We start from the raw sequence: 14,143 nt of genomic DNA, 5'->3' as shown, positions 1-14,143 counted from the left end.
ATCACCGCCCACGCCTCGTCAGTCAGTTCGCCACGACGCACCACCGGCACATCGTCAACGATCAACCACTACAAGATCGGCAGGACACGCCCTAGACGATGATCTCTGCATGACGGTCTTCGCCTGCGTCCGCTGCAGAACCTCCCTTACCAACGACCTGGACGAGGTGCAGTTCGAGGAGTTGCCGGAACCGGTCGCGCCGTCTGACCTACAACCTGGCGAACCTTGTCCAGCATGGGTGCCAAGCGGGAAGTTCGCTGTCGACGTCGACCCGGTCGGGCCGCCGTACGTGTGGAGCGAGGATGAGGGGCTTCTGGTCTCCGCAGGGCCACGAAACACTGTGCTGATCAGCCCAGACGACCTGCTCGTGCGCCGCCTGCACCCCGACGACAAGCGCCACAACGGTTGCTGCGGCCCCGCCGGTCACGACGGCCCCAACTTGGTGTGCAACTGCGGAGCAGCGCTCGCGACCGAATCGTCTGACTGCTGGACGGCCCAGGTCGTGCGGTTGCAGCCGCTCGCCGTGGTTCGGACCGACGGAGCCTGGAACCCCTAAGCTGCGAGCGGCCCTCGCATCGGGTCGAAGCGGACTCATCGGCGCTCCGACCTCGGCTAGACCGGTCAGCGCCTCTCGACGTTTTGCAGCTCTTGCCGCGCTCATCTGTACTGACGTTGTACTAGTTGATCCTCTAGCGGGATCGAGGGGGTGCCCCTGCCCCTGCCTTGCAAAGATCAAGACTTCCGTCGGCCGGCGTCGGTCTTTGCCGCTGACCTGCACCGCTTGTCGGGCGCTGCCGCTTTCCTCCGGCGCTCGTCGGTCGGCTTGGCTGTCCGGATGGCTGTACAGCCGTCATTCCTCGCGGTCGCTTCCGGCGTGCTTGCGTCGCTCGTCAAGCCGCCGCAACCCTTCGGAGGTACTGCCCGGCGTAGGACCGCTGCGCATCGTCCAGCGCCTGCGCGTCCGGGTCCGCGAACGCTTCGGAGTACGCAACCTCGGGCGGGTCGTGGTCGTGCTCGATCAGCCGACCGAGCGCCTGGGAGTCGTGAGCCAGCGGCGGTCTGCTCGCCCCCTCTTCGCGCCAGATGTGCCCGCTGCCGATGACCAACCAGGCAGCCAGCCCCGACCAGGGCGACAGCGACGCTGGCGAGCAGGATTTCCGCGGCCGTTACGCCCGCCTCGTAGGTTGTCACGGGCATCACGGGAGCGGCAGCACTGCGCCACCTCAGCGCGCTGATCGCGGCATGAGCGTGCACCGCGAAGCGATCTCGGAGGAGGGGGTGGGAGTTGACGGTCCTCGTCAGCGTGGTTGCGTTGGTGGTTGCTCGCCGGTCCAGCTTTGCCTCAGGCGGTCGAGCAGGCCGATGAAGACAGAGAAGGCGTGGTCGACGCGTTCGCGGTCGTTGGTAGCCAGGAGATCGAGTTGCAGGCCGCGTGCCTGGGCCACGATCATCGATGCGATCATGGGCGCTTGCTCGCCGGGGCATCCTTCTGCCAAGACAAGCCGCTGTATGAGCCCAAGCGCGTCGTGCATTGCTTGCTGAAGGAAACGCTCGTAGCGCTCCGGCTCTCGTGTGGCCTGAGCGTAGACCTCGAACAGCAAGCGATAGACCGGCAGGCGGTCTGCGGTCGTCGACCGCCGCCACCACGAGCCGAGGTCGGCCAGGCTGCCGGATGAGTCGGTCAGGCCGGCCGCGTCGGCCAACCGCTGGCGAAGCACATCGGTCACCTCGATGAGGAGGGCCTCCTTTGTGCCGAAGTGGTGCAGCAGAGCCCCGTGGCTGACCCCTACTGCCTCGGCCAACGGCCGCATCGCCAGATTCGCTAACCCATGCGCGAGAACGTAGTTGACCACGGCATCGAGCAGTTCGGGCCGCCGGTGCTGGTAACGCAGACGCCTACCGTCTACGTGCTGCGCGCTCATTCGTCTCAGGGTACCCGCCCCCAAAGTAGCTTGACCATGCGGTCAAGCTACTTTTAGCGTGGTCGACATGACTCCTGAGATCACCCGCCTACACCACGTCGGTCACGTGGTCCGCGACATGTCCGCCGCGCTCGAGCTGTATCGACGGCTAGGGTTCGCGCTGCCCACGCCGAGTTATCCCGCGATCGTGCCGCAGGACGGAGGCACACTCGAGCCGTTCGGCGCAGCCAACACCCACGCCGACTTTCCTCAGGACTTCGTCGAACTGGTGACCGTCGTCAACGTCGACGGCGTAGGTAGTCGAGTGCCTGCCGACGCGCGACTGGTCCCGCTGAACGCCCCGCCCAGCGTGCTGCCATCACTGATGGAGCGGATCAACGCCACCAGCGCGAACCTGTCCGACTGCCTGGACCGGTACGAGGGCCTGCACATCCTGATGCTGTCCTCGTCCGATATCGAGGCGACGGCAGCTCGTCTGACGAACTCCGGGATAAAACACGGCGGGGTCAACACCGTGCGACGCCCAGTAGGCCCCCGAGTCGAAACAGTCCGATATCTGGAAATCGACGGCGTCCAACCTGGCGTGGAGGCAGAAGGCAGGATCGGCGTCGCCGCGGATCTGGATCCCGGAATCCAGAGCTCCCGCGCGGCCGACCATCCCAACGGCGCCGTCGGTCTCGTCGACGCTACGCTCGGCATCGCCGACTCTGGGTTGGACGCTGTCCGGACACGCTACGAGGCTTACCTTGACCGCACACCCAGGGCCAACGGGCGTGGGTATGTGTTCGATCTCGGCGCGGCAACACTGACCCTGGTGCAGGCATCCCGCCTCGCCGAGGCTCTGCCCGGACAGCAACCACCGGCACTGCCCGCCCTCGTTGCCTACACGGTCGAAGTCCGCGACCTGGCCGCGACGAAGGACCTCCTCCAAACCAATAAGGTTCCGCTCTGTCGAGCAGCATCCGGAGAGCTTTTCGTACCAGCCACCGCCGCGATCGGAACGGTGATCGCCTTCCGTTAAACCGACAGAACACCTACATCGTCCGGAAAACCAACGCACTCAACTCGGCACGAGCGGATGCTGAGCGCCGACGAGTACTGTTACACACCGTAACGCGCGGATCGCGGCAGATGCGGACGTTCAGCTCGTCCGCGGTTATCGGAAATCCGGTCGCTTGTGAACGCGCTTTCCGCGGACGATGACGGCTCGCGGCTTGTCGAGTTGGCTCGGGTCGGTCCGTGGGTCGGCGTCGAACACGACCGCGTCCGCTGGGGCTCCGTCCACCAAGCCGGGCAGCCCGAGGTAGGACCTGGCGGTCCAGGATGCGGCGGCGAGCGCCTCATGTGGGGATACGCCGGCGGCTATCAGAGCGCGAATCTCATGGGCGATGCCACCATGTGGCCGCGAGTCCGTACCAGCCAGTACGGTGACCCCGGCCTCGACGGCGGCAGCTGTGAGCCGGGCGTGCGCGCTTGCTCCGGGCACGTACCAGCTGTTGCGTGCGCGTTCCGGGTCGGCGGTAATCTGCGCCAGGGAAGCGGTGATCACCGACAGTGTCGGAGTCAGCGCGATGCCCTGCTCGGCCATACGCGGTAACAGCTCTGGGTCCAAGCCCATGCCGTGCTCCACGGAGTCCACACCCGCCTCGACTGCGGCCAATCCGCCTGCCGCGTGCTGTGAGTGCACCGCGAGGCGCCCACCGACCGCATGCACGCGCGTGACAGCCTCGCGTAGCACTTCGACCGGCATGACGTCGTCATCAGGCCGCCAGTCGATTACCACCTTGGCCCACCCGGTGCGGGCTGCCTGCTCGGCCGCGACGGCGGGCAGGTCGGTCAGCTCTGGGCGGCGGCCCCAGCCTTCCATGAACTGTCCGTGCTGCGCGATCCACGGGCCGGCGTGGATGGCTCGCGGACTTTCGTCCGCTTGGCCGAACCAGTCAGGCGGGTCGCCCGCGAGGCCGGGGGCACGGATGAGCGTGACTCCCGAATCCAAATGCGCCCGAAGGTCCTCCCGTAAGACGGCGACATCCAGTGGCTGGCCTGGCGTCTCGGCTCCGGGGTGGGTGTGTGCATCGACCAGTCCGGGCAGTATCCAGCCCTCGGCGACGAGCTCGGCACCGGACACCGGATCGGAGGTCCATCGATCACCGTCGGCGTAAAGGTCGACCGGCTCGCCCTCGGGAAGAGCGAAACCGTGGACGCGCAGCACTGCCACCACACCACCTCCGCACCGAATCCCACCCAGACGGGAAGATGGTCAGCATGCCACCTCGTTGCTGATCGATTCGAGCAGTGACCCGGATCTGGTGACCCGACGGAAACCCGCGGCTGGAACATCCGCTCATCGGCACGAGTGAATGCCGGGCTGCCCTGGCGGAACCGCGTCGCACATCAGTTGTCGGATCACACGTGCCATGCCATCGCTACTTCCAGCGGTAGTGATCTAGGCGGATGCAATCCTACGGCCGACTCCGACTCCAGGCTGCTGCTCCTCCTGGCATGGATGACCAGCGACGAGTGATCAAGACGACTCCCGGGCTCCTCGCCAATATGCCCTCGTATCGTGCTTGCTGTCCGGAATCCGTATCGCCTGTCCTGAGCGCAGGATTGCCGGCACCCTGAACATCACCTAGCCTCCGTTAGGCAAGGCAACCCTTACTTGGCCTGCCTCGTCCCGGGCGTGCTGCGCCTGCCACCCCGTGATTCGGAGCCGATCGATGCCCGTGACGATTGAGCCCCTCGCCGAACGGCGAGGGGCCGCCAGCTCGGCAGCGGCGGCCGTCCTGCGTGGTGAACAGCTGGTGCTGCGCTACGGAAAGACGGCGGTGGTCCGCGGCGTCTCGGTGGTGCTGGCGCCCGGTCGCGTGACGGCGCTGGTCGGGCCGAACGGCAGCGGGAAGTCGACGCTGCTGCGAGCCCTTGCCCGGTTGCATCGGGTGGATGGCGGCGAGGTGCTGCTCGGCCACCCTGACGGGCAGCCGGAGCGCGCGGTGGCGCTGCTCAGCGTGCGTCAGTTCGCGCGGGAGGTCACGCTGTTCACGCAGTCGCGTCAGGCCCCCCACGGGCTCACGGTGCACGAGGTCGTCTCGTTCGGGCGCCATCCGCACCGGCGCCGCTTCGCCGGCCCGTCCGTGGCGGACCGGAAGGCGGTCGGGCGCGCGATGGCAGCCACCGGCGTGCAGGACATGGCCGAGCGGCCGGTCGGCGAGCTCTCCGGTGGCGAGATGCAGCGCGTGTGGCTGGCCGCCTGCCTGGCTCAGGAGACCGGCGTCGTGCTCCTCGACGAGCCGACGAACCATCTGGACCTGCGCTACCAGATCGAGACGCTCGACCTGGTCCGGGATCTCGTCGACGAGCACGGCGTCGCCGTCGGCGTCGTGCTGCACGATCTCGACCACGCCGCACGCGTCGCGGACACGCTGGTCCTCATGCACGCCGGGCGCATTCACGCCGCGGGCGACCCGCTCGACGTGCTCACCGCCGAGCACATCGGCGAGGTCTACGGCCTGCGCGTGGAGGTCGAGGTCGACCCACGCACCGGCCGCCTTCGCATCGACCCGGTCGGGCGGCATCCCGCAAGGCACCGGAACGTCAACCCAGGAGAAGAACTCGCATGATCCTTGGCACCCGCCTCGCGGCCACCGCCGCGACGCTCACCGCGATCGCCGTGACGGTCATGGCCTGCGGCACCACGAAGGTCGACGAACCCGCCGCCGGCAGCCCGACCGCCCCCTCGTCGCAGACGTGCGCCGACGACAAAACGACAACATCGACCGGCCCGGTGTCGCTGACCGACGGCGTCGGCCGCAAGGTCGAGCTCGCCAAGCCCGCCCAGCGGATCGCGGTGCTGGAATGGCAGCAGACCGAGGACCTGCTCACGCTGTGCCTCACCCCGGTCGCGGCCGCCGACACGAAGGGATACGCCACCTACGTGAAGGCGGAGCCGCTTCCGGCGAGTGTCGTCAACACCGGCGAGCGCGGCGAGCCCGACCTCGACGCGCTGTACGCCACGAAGCCCGATCTGATCATCGTGGAGGCGTTCAAGGCCGACGACGAGCAGATCACCAAGCTCGAGAAGCGGGGTGTCCCCGTACTCGCCACGGTCGGGGCCGACGTCTCAGGTCAGATCGAGAACATGAAGAAGGTGTTCTCGATGATCGGTCAGGCCACCGGCCGCACCGAGCGCGCCGATCTGGTGTTGCGGCAGTTCGACGAACACCTCGCCGCAGCCAGGAAGGCGGCCGAGGCCGCGAACGTCAAGTCCAAGGACTTCCTGTTCTTCGACGGCTGGATCGAAGGCGGCAACGTCGTCATCCGCCCGTACGGCAAGGGTGCCCTGTTCACCGAGCTCGGCGAGCAGCTCGGCCTGGCTCCGGCCTGGACCGACAAGATCAACGCTGCCTACGGCAGCGGCGGCGTCGACCCCTCGTACGGTCTCGCGCAGACCGACATCGAGGGACTCACCGCCGTCGGGAGCGCGAGCCTGTTCTACTCCGACGACGACACCCCGGACAGCTACGTCAAGGAACTGCGCAAGAGCTCGATCTGGACCGCGCTGCCGGCCGTCAAGGAGGGCCGGGCGTACGCCTTCCCCGCGGGCGTCTGGGGAGCCGGCGGGCCGAAGTCGAACGAGGAAGCGATCGACGCGTACGTGAAGATCCTGACCGGGAAGTGAGCGACACCCCCGCGCCGCGGCCCCTGCCCGGCGTCGGGCTCGGTCGCGGCGCGAGCGGGGCGGCCGTCCTGGCCGTCCTGCTCGTCGCAGTCGTCGTGATCGGGCTGTGGCACGTGACGCAGGGCACCTCCGGGGTGGGCTTCTGGGACCTGCTGCGCCATCTCCTCGGGGCGCGCGAGGACGTCGGCGGCGTACCGGTCACCGACGTCCTGACCGGGTCCCGCCTGCCTCGCATGCTCGCCGGGATCGCGGTCGGCGTGGCGCTCGGCGTGGGCGGGGCGCTGCTCCAGTCGGTCACCCGCAACGCGCTGGCCGCCCCGGACACGCTCGCCGTCACCGCCGGGTCCTACTTCGCGCTGTGCGCGGTCGCCGCGTTCGGTCTCGCGGTGCCGTTGTGGGCCTCGGGCGCCGTGGCCTTCGGTGGTGGTCTGCTCGCCGCGGGACTCGTGCTCGGCCTCGTCGGCACCGCTTCGGGCACCGGGTCGACGCGGCTGATCCTGGCCGGCTCGGCGGTCGCGATGGCTCTCGACGCGGCCAGCGCCATGCTGCTGATCCTGTTCAAGGAGAGCACCACCGGGCTGTACGCCTGGGGCAGCGGCTCGCTCGCACAGCTGAACATCGACGCCGCCATGCGCGCCGTCCCGGTCATCGTCGTCGTGCTCGCCATCGCCGTGCTGCTGGCCCGGCGACTCGACGTGCTCGGCCTCGGCGACGACACCGCCGCCTCGCTCGGCGTGCCGATCCGCTCGACCCGGGTCGTCGCGGTGCTCTGTGCCGTCCTGCTGACGGCCATCTCGGTGACGCTGGCCGGTCCCATCGCCTTCGTCGGCCTCGCCGCGCCGGTCGTGCTGCGCCTCGCGGCCAACCGCATCGGTGTGCTGAGCCGGCACGTTTTCCTGGTCCCGGCCTGCGGACTGGTCGGGGCACTTCTGGTGCTCCTCGCGGACGACGTGCTCCGGGCGGTACTCGGCGCACAGGCCGCCGCCTCGATTCCCACCGGAATCCCGACCTCGTTGCTCGGTGCCGTAGTCATCGTGATCCTCGCGCTCCGGCTTCGCGATTCGGGAGCGGCGCGAGACGCGCCCCGGGCCCGCGTCGCCACCCGCTCGCGCCGCCGCTTCCTCACCGTCGCGGTCGTCGCGGCCGGTCTGCTCGTCGCGGCGGTGCTGGTCGGCCTGCTGGCCGGCAGCCTGTGGCTACGCGCCGGCGACATCGCGCTCTGGCTCCAGGGCTCCGCGCCGGACCTGATCGGCCGGGCACTCGACGACCGCGCCCCACGGGTCGCGGCGGCCGTCGTCGCCGGTGCGGCGCTCGCTCTGGCCGGAACCGTCGTGCAGGGAACGGTACGCAATCCGCTGGCCGAGCCGGGCGTACTCGGTATCACCGCCGGTGCCGGCCTCGGCGCGGTGATCGTGGTGACCTCGGGCGCGGCCGGCGGACGTCCCGCGCTCATCGTCACGGCCGTCGCGATGGGACTCGGCACCTTCGCGCTCATCGCCCTGCTGGCGTGGCGCGGGGGGCTCCTTCCCGACCGTTTCCTGCTCATCGGCATCGGCTGCGGCTACGCGCTCAGCGACATCAGCACCTTCCTGCTCCTACGTGCCGATCCGTGGGACACGCCGCAGATTCTCACCTGGCTCTCGGGCACGACCTACGGCCGGTCCTTCGCCGACGTGCTGCCGGTGGCGCTCGTGCTTCTCCTCGCGACCCCCGCGGTGCTGGGAATGCGCCGCCAACTCGACCTCCTGGCGATCGACGAGGACACCCCGCGGATCTTCGGCGTCCGCCGGGAAGGCGCGCGACTCGTACTGCTGACGATCGCGGCGGTCGTGGCGGCGGTGAGCGTGATCGCGGTCGGCGTGGTCGGCTTCGTCGGGCTCGTCGCTCCCCACATCGCCCGTGGCCTCGTCGGCGTGCGGCACGGGCGCATCGTCCCGGTCGCCATGCTGCTCGGCGGCCTGCTCGTCTGCGTCGCCGACGCCCTCGGCCGTACGCTCATCGCCCCCTCGCAGATCCCCGCCGGGCTCATGATGGCCCTTGTCGGAGCACCCTATTTCGTCTGGCTGCTGCGCCGCTCACGTGGCTGATCGGCGGCCCGCTCGACAAAGGTACGGATGAGCGCGCCGACCAGCTCGGGGCGTTCGGCGACGAGGCCATGCGTGGTGCCCGGCACGATGCACAACTGCGCGCCGGGAATCGACGCGGCGATGAGCAGGCTGTGGCCGGGCGGGATCGTGTCACGGTCGCCCGACATCACGAGCACCGGTGCCGCGATCCGGGCGAGTTCGTCCGGGTCGATGCGCGGTTCGCTCCGCCAGAGGCGGAAGAGCTTGGCGAGTACGACGTCCGCGTGCTCCGGCCCGTCCGGCGACAGGCGTTCGTAGTGCATCCGCTCGACGTCCGGTCCTGGCTCCCTTTCGAGCGCGTCGAGCACGGGGCACGCTGCATCCGTGAACGCCGACGGGTCGAGGTTCGCGCTGATGGCGGTCAGCGAGCGCACCCGCTCCGGGTGGTCGAGGGCGAGCAGCAGCCCGATGATCGCGCCGTCGCTGTAGCCGACGACGTGCGCCGATTCGAGGCCGACGGCGTCGAGGTAGGCCAGGGTGTCGGCGACCCCACGCGTGTACCCGTACTCCCCGTCGATGTCGGCCGACCGGCCGTGCCCGGGACGCTCGAAGGCGAACACCCGGTGATCCGGCACGAGCGCGTCGGACTGCGCCCGCATCGACTCAAGGGAGCAGAAGCCACCGTGCAGCAGCAGGACGGGATCGCCCTCGCCGACGACTTCCGAATACAGGTCGACATCGCCGATCCGGACGTAGCCCATCTGCTCCCATCACCATTTCCCGAGTGTGTGAATCCGGCACAGCTCAGCGCCTGCGCGGCACCGCGCTCGGCGGCGTAGGCCAAGGGGAGTGGCGACCAGGCGCGGTGAAAGCCATGGTCAGAGTACGCCTCCCGTGCGGTGCTGCCCGGCGGCCGGGCCGGGTGGCGACGCATGGTGGACCGGGGCACATTCGACGACCTTGCGCGGCTGACTCTGACGTCACCGGCACCCGGATGGCGTTCTTCACCGTCGCGGACGGCCGCTGGCCGCCGACGGGCATGTGCAGCGATGCCCGCGACCTGAGCCGTATTTGAACCTGGGCCCATCGGCGGCGGCGTTCCGGATCACCGGGAACCGGGGTGGCGACCCGTCTTGATCCAGACGAGCGCCGCCACGATCGCCAGGCCCCCGGCAACCCCGAGCAGGTCGGGCAACTGGAGCAGCAGGTCCTCCGTCGCGTACCCCTCAGCCGTGGCCGCCTTGGACGGATCGTTGCGGTCGACGTACACCGTGAGCTCCTCCCCGGCGTGGCGCCGACCCTGGTCGAGCTCGCTGGAGAACCGCTCCTGGTACGCCACCCCGTCGACGGTGTACGCCACGATCATCCGGGTCACCGAGTACGAACGGCTGAGCCAGAGCCGGTTTGCCTGCACGACCCGGCCGATCACCGCTGTCCCCTCGCTGACCCGCTGCTCGACAGTGGCGTTCAGGCGAGCATCGAGCAGGACGGCACCGCAGATCAGCACGGTTCCGAAGAGAGCCGCGACGATGATCCGCATTCCGCGGGCCGTCCTGCACACGCTGCGGCTACTCAACCCCTGCCACAAAAACGCCCTTGCCCTGCTTGCCGTACACCAAGCCGCGATCGTGCAGCAGACCGAATGCTCGATTCACCGTTGCAAGCGAGATGTGGTGCTTCTCTGCGAGTTCGGCGGTGGAGGGCAGCTTGTCGTGTGCCTTCAGCTCTCCGGACTTGATCTGCCCGGCGATGCCGTCAGCGATGCGGCGGTACTCAGCCTGCTCGTATGGCACGAACAAAAGTCTAGGCCCGCAAGGTCGTCACCCACCACAAGGTCCGCTCATGTCGATCAGCCCCGTCGGTGGCGGGTTAACACTCTCAGATGCGGCCATCGCGTATCACTCTCATTCACTCGGACTTTGCCGTCTCGAAGGATCGCGCGGTGGCCGGGGGCTTCTCGTCGTGCTGGTCAGCCGACCGGCCCGATCTGCTTGGCCAGGTTGACGAACGACTGCCAGTTGCCCGGCGTGAAGTCGAGGGTGCCGCCCTCGCGGTCCTTCGTGTCCCGGACCAGGACGATGCCCGGCAAATTGTCGGCGACCTCGACGCACGAACCACCGTTGGAGCCGCTGCGGCTGCTCTTACGCCACTTGGCGTCGGTCATGTCCATGTCTGCGCTGCTTCCTTGATCAGGTCCAGTGACTGCTTACGGGAGAACGCTTCGCCCCTGATTGCCTCCCACGTCTGCTGGAGGTTAACAAGGTCCTCCGCTTGGTCTACCACCTGCGCTCGCACCTGGTGATCGAGGTGCGCGACCACCGAGCCGTCGCCCAGGGTGCCCAGGATAAATCCACCCTGTAGGCCTGGGTAGAGCCCTGCGTCTTCACCCACCACGAGGATCTGTACGTGTGGCAGCTCGGCCATCTCCGCCAGGTGGGCGAGCTGTTCCTTCATCGCGGCGGGGTGACTCTTCATGGGCCGGCGCAGCACCATCACGTCGATGACGGCGACGAGCTGCACGGGCTTGTTGCTGAAGAGGATGGCGCTTCGTTCGGACCTCGACGCTACGCGCTCCTCGATCTCGTCCGGGGCCAGCAGGTTGTGAGCCAGCGTGGCTCGCGCGTACGCCTCGGTTTGGAGCAAGCCGGGCACCCAGGCGTGCTCAAACCACCGTAGCGCGACTGCTTCGCGTTCCCAGTCAACCCATTTTCTCAGCCACTGCGGCTCGCGTCGCTTCAGGACATCGGGCCATAGGTCATTTATGTCCCGGCCCAGGATTGCGGCCACCGCCACACGTCGACGCGGTTGCGGCACACGTCCCGGGGATATCCACCGCGCTGCGGTCTTCGGATCTACCCCCGTCTGAGCTGCAAGACTCTCTGCCGTCTCGCCGGCCTCGGTCATGGCCGCTTGAAGTGCCTGGTTCATCCTGCCTCCAACATGGACGTCCCGAACAATCCCGAGCATATGGCAACGTCGTGTACTGATCCCGTCGCTGTCGGCAAGGTGTCGGGTAGTGGGCCCCCCCCAGGGGGAGGGCGTGGATGCCTCGCCGGACCCCGCCCACCCGACCCGGGTCGTTCGCCCACCCATCTCGACAGCGCAGGACGGAGGCACATGGAGCCCAGCACAGACGAACCTGCCGAGCCGGTTGGGGGCGGGCCTTCTATCGGTGTCGGCGGCACCGGCGAGGGCGGTGCGGTCTACCAGTCCCGGCGGAACCTGCTGACCCCGGCCGACGTCCGGTGGCAGGACTTCCCGCTGACCAGGTTCGGGCGGCGGGGTCTCGACCCGGAGGCAGTCGGCAGGTTCCTCCGCCGGGTGGAGGCCGACCTGGACACCCTCTACCAGGAAGTCATCGCCGCCCGGGACGAGGCCCGCCACCACCGGGACGCCGCGACCGAGCTGCGAGCGGAGCGCCGGCGTCCCCGCGAGCCGGGGACGCAGCGGCCCCGCAGTGAGTACCGGCGTCCGCCCATGTGGCCGTCCTACTCGCCCCGCCGGCAGGGCTGCCACCGCCCGCCGGGGGACGGAGGCGGCGATGGCTGATTACCCGGCGATCCACGGCCCGTCCAGACCGGACTGGAACTGCCTCGTCTGCGGCGACCCCTGGCCCTGCCTGACCCGCAAACGCCAGCTCAAGGAGCTGTGCCAGTGCAACATTCGCACGCTCGTGCGCTACATGACCGCATACCTGCCGGACGCCCAGGCCGAAATCACCGGCATGAGCACCACGGACATCACCGAACGCATCGTCGGATGGTGCGGCAGACCGTTGGAGATGTGGACGGTCCAGGAACACGCGGCCGACTCGGGAGATCCAGAGCGGCACCAACAACGCTACCTACCCAATCAGAAGGCAGGGAGATATGGACGCCACGGACAGCGGCCCGGCCCAGAGCCGCAGTGAGCAGGCGGAGGCCGCCGAACGGGAGGCCGCGAGGCAACGCCTGCTCAAGCAGGCTGAGGCGGATCGGATACCGGCGGACGAAACAACCAGGGCGGTGCCCGACCGGCGGTGGCGTCGTGACCACCCATGACCTGCCGATAGGACGCCGGATCGCCCGGCTACGGGCCCGGCGGCGGATGACCCAACAGATGCTCGCCGACCGGCTCGGCAAGTCGAAGAGCTGGGTCGACAAGGTCGAACGCGGTGTCCGTGCCCTCGACCGGTTCACGGTCATCCAGGACCTCGCTGCCGTGCTCCGCGTCGACCCGGTGGCGCTGCTCGGCCGCGACGCCCTACCGTCGCAGGCCGCCCGCGCCGCCGTGCACGGCGTCGACGGGGTACGCGCCGCCCTCGCCCGCTACGACACCGCCCTGAACGGGTCGCAGGTGCGGGCGGCACCGCCGGTCGGCGAGCTGGGCCGGCGGGTACGGCACGCCTGGCTGACGTACCAGCACGCCGACTACCCCCAACTACTGCGGATTCTGCCGGAGCTGCTCGGCGACGCCCAACACGCCCACGCCCATACCAGCGGCGGCGGGGACGGGGACGGCGCGGCGGAGCTGCTGGTGCAGGCGTACCGGATCACCTCGTCGGTGTTGGTGAAGCTCGGCGAGGGTGACCTCGGCTGGCTCGCCGCCGACCGGGCCATGTCCGTGGCCATCGGCGACCCGCTGCTGGTGGCGGCGGCCACCGTGCCGCTGGGGCAGGCGCTACGCGCCCTCGACCGCCCCCGGCCGGCCCTTTCGGTCACGATCGCCGCCGCGCACCGCACCGCCCCCAAGGTGTGGCGCGACGGCCCGCCCCGGGACCTGGCGCTGCGCGGGACGCTGCTGATCCAGGCCGCCCTTGCCGCCGCCGGATTCGGCGACGAGCGCAGCGCACGGGAACTGCTTGACCAGGCGGCCCGGATCGCCGACGAGATCGGCGAAGGACACGACCGGCACTGGACCAGCTTCGGGCCCACGGCGGTGGAGCTGGCCCGGGTGTCTGCCGCCGTCGAGCTGGGTGCCGGCGGCGAGGCGGTGGTGCTGCACGAGAAGGTCGTCGGCGCGGGCGACTGGCGACGGTTACCGGCCGAGCACCGGGCGGCGTACCTGCTCGACGCCACCGGCGCGTACCTCCGGGTCGGCGACCCCCTCGCGGCCGGACGCGCGCTGGTCGACGCGGACCGCACCGCACCGGCCGAGGTCCGGTTGCGGCCGGTGGCCCGTACGCTGCTCACCGACCTGACCCGCCACGGACCGGTCCCGGCGGACGTGGCCCGGCTCGCCACGGCCCTCGGCGTCGGGTGATGACCGCCCGGCCACTCCTCCTCCACCGGCCGGGCCGGACAGTGGTCTGTGAGAGGAACACTTCGTCGCTCCGTGCTCAAAACATTGTGCGAATGGCTCACTGCACGACGTCACGCATCGTTACGCGGAATGGTTCAATGTGCCGCAGTGGAAAAGGCCGGCGGGCGGGTGGTGTCGACGAGATCGGCGAAGCCGGCCGGGGCGGGTGCCGCACCCGCCCCGGCCGCCCCTCCAAG

15 protein-coding genes are annotated in these 14,143 nt (G+C 69.3%); 8 read left to right on the top strand and 7 right to left on the bottom strand.

The annotated features are described in order from the left end of the window. Positions 1–109 precede the first annotated feature (109 nt). Positions 110–556: a hypothetical protein gene (locus tag ABT023_RS28115; protein WP_350889602.1), complete on the top strand. Its 447-nt coding sequence runs from the start codon at positions 110–112 to the stop codon at positions 554–556. A gap of 742 nt (positions 557–1,298) precedes the next feature. Here ABT023_RS28115 and ABT023_RS28110 read toward each other — a convergent pair. Continuing rightward, a complete protein-coding gene (locus ABT023_RS28110) occupies positions 1,299–1,922 on the bottom strand; it encodes a TetR/AcrR family transcriptional regulator (protein WP_350889601.1) in 624 nt (207 codons plus the stop codon). Between the two features lie 67 nt (positions 1,923–1,989). Between ABT023_RS28110 and ABT023_RS28105 the strand changes: the two genes are divergently transcribed. Then, on the top strand, positions 1,990–2,943 hold the full coding sequence (locus ABT023_RS28105; RefSeq protein ID WP_350889600.1) for a VOC family protein: 954 nt from the start codon (positions 1,990–1,992) through the stop codon (positions 2,941–2,943). 135 nt (positions 2,944–3,078) lie between these two features. Here the strand turns inward: ABT023_RS28105 and ABT023_RS28100 are convergent, their stop codons facing one another. Further along, positions 3,079–4,140, bottom strand: coding sequence for an amidohydrolase family protein (locus tag ABT023_RS28100; protein ID WP_350889598.1), 1,062 nt, complete (start codon positions 4,138–4,140; stop codon positions 3,079–3,081). A gap of 502 nt (positions 4,141–4,642) precedes the next feature. Here ABT023_RS28100 and ABT023_RS28095 point away from each other — a divergent pair. Genes ABT023_RS28095 through ABT023_RS28085 form a run of 3 tightly spaced genes read left to right on the top strand, consistent with a single transcriptional unit; the run spans position 4,643 to position 8,687 of the window. Continuing rightward, entirely contained in the window at positions 4,643–5,542 is a 900-nt protein-coding gene (locus ABT023_RS28095) for an ABC transporter ATP-binding protein (RefSeq protein WP_350889596.1), read from the top strand. Next, positions 5,539–6,600 (top strand): iron-siderophore ABC transporter substrate-binding protein, encoded by a 1,062-nt coding sequence (locus tag ABT023_RS28090; protein ID WP_350889594.1) that lies wholly within the window; start codon positions 5,539–5,541, stop codon positions 6,598–6,600. Before ABT023_RS28095 ends, ABT023_RS28090 begins: the two co-directional genes overlap by 4 nt. Then, the gene (locus ABT023_RS28085) at positions 6,597–8,687 is read left to right on the top strand and encodes an iron ABC transporter permease (RefSeq protein ID WP_350889593.1); all 2,091 of its coding nucleotides are present in this window, start codon (positions 6,597–6,599) and stop codon (positions 8,685–8,687) included. Before ABT023_RS28090 ends, ABT023_RS28085 begins: the two co-directional genes overlap by 4 nt. On the opposite strand, the gene ABT023_RS28080 is transcribed toward ABT023_RS28085, so the two are convergent. The 5 genes from ABT023_RS28080 to ABT023_RS28060 all read right to left on the bottom strand — a co-directional run bounded on the left by ABT023_RS28080 (position 8,651) and on the right by ABT023_RS28060 (position 11,594). Beyond that, on the bottom strand, positions 8,651–9,427 hold the full coding sequence (locus ABT023_RS28080) for an alpha/beta fold hydrolase (RefSeq protein WP_350889592.1): 777 nt from the start codon (positions 9,425–9,427) through the stop codon (positions 8,651–8,653). The two genes, ABT023_RS28085 and ABT023_RS28080, sit on opposite strands and share 37 nt — an antisense overlap. A 344-nt stretch (positions 9,428–9,771) precedes the next feature. After that, the gene (locus tag ABT023_RS28075) at positions 9,772–10,206 is read right to left on the bottom strand and encodes a DUF3592 domain-containing protein (protein ID WP_350889590.1); all 435 of its coding nucleotides are present in this window, start codon (positions 10,204–10,206) and stop codon (positions 9,772–9,774) included. 28 nt (positions 10,207–10,234) lie between these two features. Then, a complete protein-coding gene (locus ABT023_RS28070; RefSeq protein ID WP_350889588.1) occupies positions 10,235–10,459 on the bottom strand; it encodes a GntR family transcriptional regulator in 225 nt (74 codons plus the stop codon). Between the two features lie 176 nt (positions 10,460–10,635). Further along, positions 10,636–10,830 (bottom strand): DUF397 domain-containing protein, encoded by a 195-nt coding sequence (locus ABT023_RS28065; RefSeq protein WP_043964297.1) that lies wholly within the window; start codon positions 10,828–10,830, stop codon positions 10,636–10,638. After that, positions 10,827–11,594, bottom strand: coding sequence for a Scr1 family TA system antitoxin-like transcriptional regulator (locus ABT023_RS28060; protein ID WP_350889587.1), 768 nt, complete (start codon positions 11,592–11,594; stop codon positions 10,827–10,829). The genes ABT023_RS28065 and ABT023_RS28060 overlap by 4 nt, the downstream gene beginning before the upstream one ends. Before the next feature lie 189 nt (positions 11,595–11,783). Between ABT023_RS28060 and ABT023_RS28055 the strand changes: the two genes are divergently transcribed. The 3 genes from ABT023_RS28055 to ABT023_RS28045 all read left to right on the top strand — a co-directional run bounded on the left by ABT023_RS28055 (position 11,784) and on the right by ABT023_RS28045 (position 13,907). After that, the gene (locus ABT023_RS28055) at positions 11,784–12,215 is read left to right on the top strand and encodes a DivIVA domain-containing protein (protein ID WP_350889585.1); all 432 of its coding nucleotides are present in this window, start codon (positions 11,784–11,786) and stop codon (positions 12,213–12,215) included. Then, the gene (locus tag ABT023_RS28050) at positions 12,208–12,576 is read left to right on the top strand and encodes a hypothetical protein (RefSeq protein ID WP_350889584.1); all 369 of its coding nucleotides are present in this window, start codon (positions 12,208–12,210) and stop codon (positions 12,574–12,576) included. The genes ABT023_RS28055 and ABT023_RS28050 overlap by 8 nt, the downstream gene beginning before the upstream one ends. A 116-nt stretch (positions 12,577–12,692) precedes the next feature. Beyond that, complete coding sequence (locus tag ABT023_RS28045; RefSeq protein ID WP_350889582.1) at positions 12,693–13,907, top strand: helix-turn-helix domain-containing protein; 1,215 nt, start codon at positions 12,693–12,695, stop codon at positions 13,905–13,907. Positions 13,908–14,143: the final 236 nt, after the last annotated feature.

It is taken from the genome of Micromonospora sp. NPDC002296 (assembly GCF_040296145.1).
Lineage (GTDB): Bacteria > Actinomycetota > Actinomycetes > Mycobacteriales > Micromonosporaceae > Micromonospora.
This window is presented reverse-complemented; position numbering and strand designations above follow the sequence as displayed.

Excerpts from the sequence above, each read along its gene's own strand:
- ABT023_RS28055 (WP_350889585.1), top strand. The coding sequence starts at position 11,784 with ATGGAGCCCAGCACAGACGAACCTGCCGAGCCGGTTGGGGGCGGGCCT.
- ABT023_RS28090 (WP_350889594.1), top strand. The coding sequence starts at position 5,539 with ATGATCCTTGGCACCCGCCTCGCGGCCACCGCCGCGACGCTCACCGCG.
- ABT023_RS28060 (WP_350889587.1), bottom strand. The coding sequence starts at position 11,594 with ATGAACCAGGCACTTCAAGCGGCCATGACCGAGGCCGGCGAGACGGCA.
- ABT023_RS28115 (WP_350889602.1), top strand. The coding sequence starts at position 110 with ATGACGGTCTTCGCCTGCGTCCGCTGCAGAACCTCCCTTACCAACGAC.
- ABT023_RS28105 (WP_350889600.1), top strand. The coding sequence starts at position 1,990 with ATGACTCCTGAGATCACCCGCCTACACCACGTCGGTCACGTGGTCCGC.
- ABT023_RS28050 (WP_350889584.1), top strand. The coding sequence starts at position 12,208 with ATGGCTGATTACCCGGCGATCCACGGCCCGTCCAGACCGGACTGGAAC.
- ABT023_RS28080 (WP_350889592.1), bottom strand. The coding sequence starts at position 9,427 with ATGGGCTACGTCCGGATCGGCGATGTCGACCTGTATTCGGAAGTCGTC.
- ABT023_RS28110 (WP_350889601.1), bottom strand. The coding sequence starts at position 1,922 with ATGAGCGCGCAGCACGTAGACGGTAGGCGTCTGCGTTACCAGCACCGG.
- ABT023_RS28095 (WP_350889596.1), top strand. The coding sequence starts at position 4,643 with ATGCCCGTGACGATTGAGCCCCTCGCCGAACGGCGAGGGGCCGCCAGC.
- ABT023_RS28065 (WP_043964297.1), bottom strand. The coding sequence starts at position 10,830 with ATGACCGACGCCAAGTGGCGTAAGAGCAGCCGCAGCGGCTCCAACGGT.
- ABT023_RS28075 (WP_350889590.1), bottom strand. The coding sequence starts at position 10,206 with ATGCGGATCATCGTCGCGGCTCTCTTCGGAACCGTGCTGATCTGCGGT.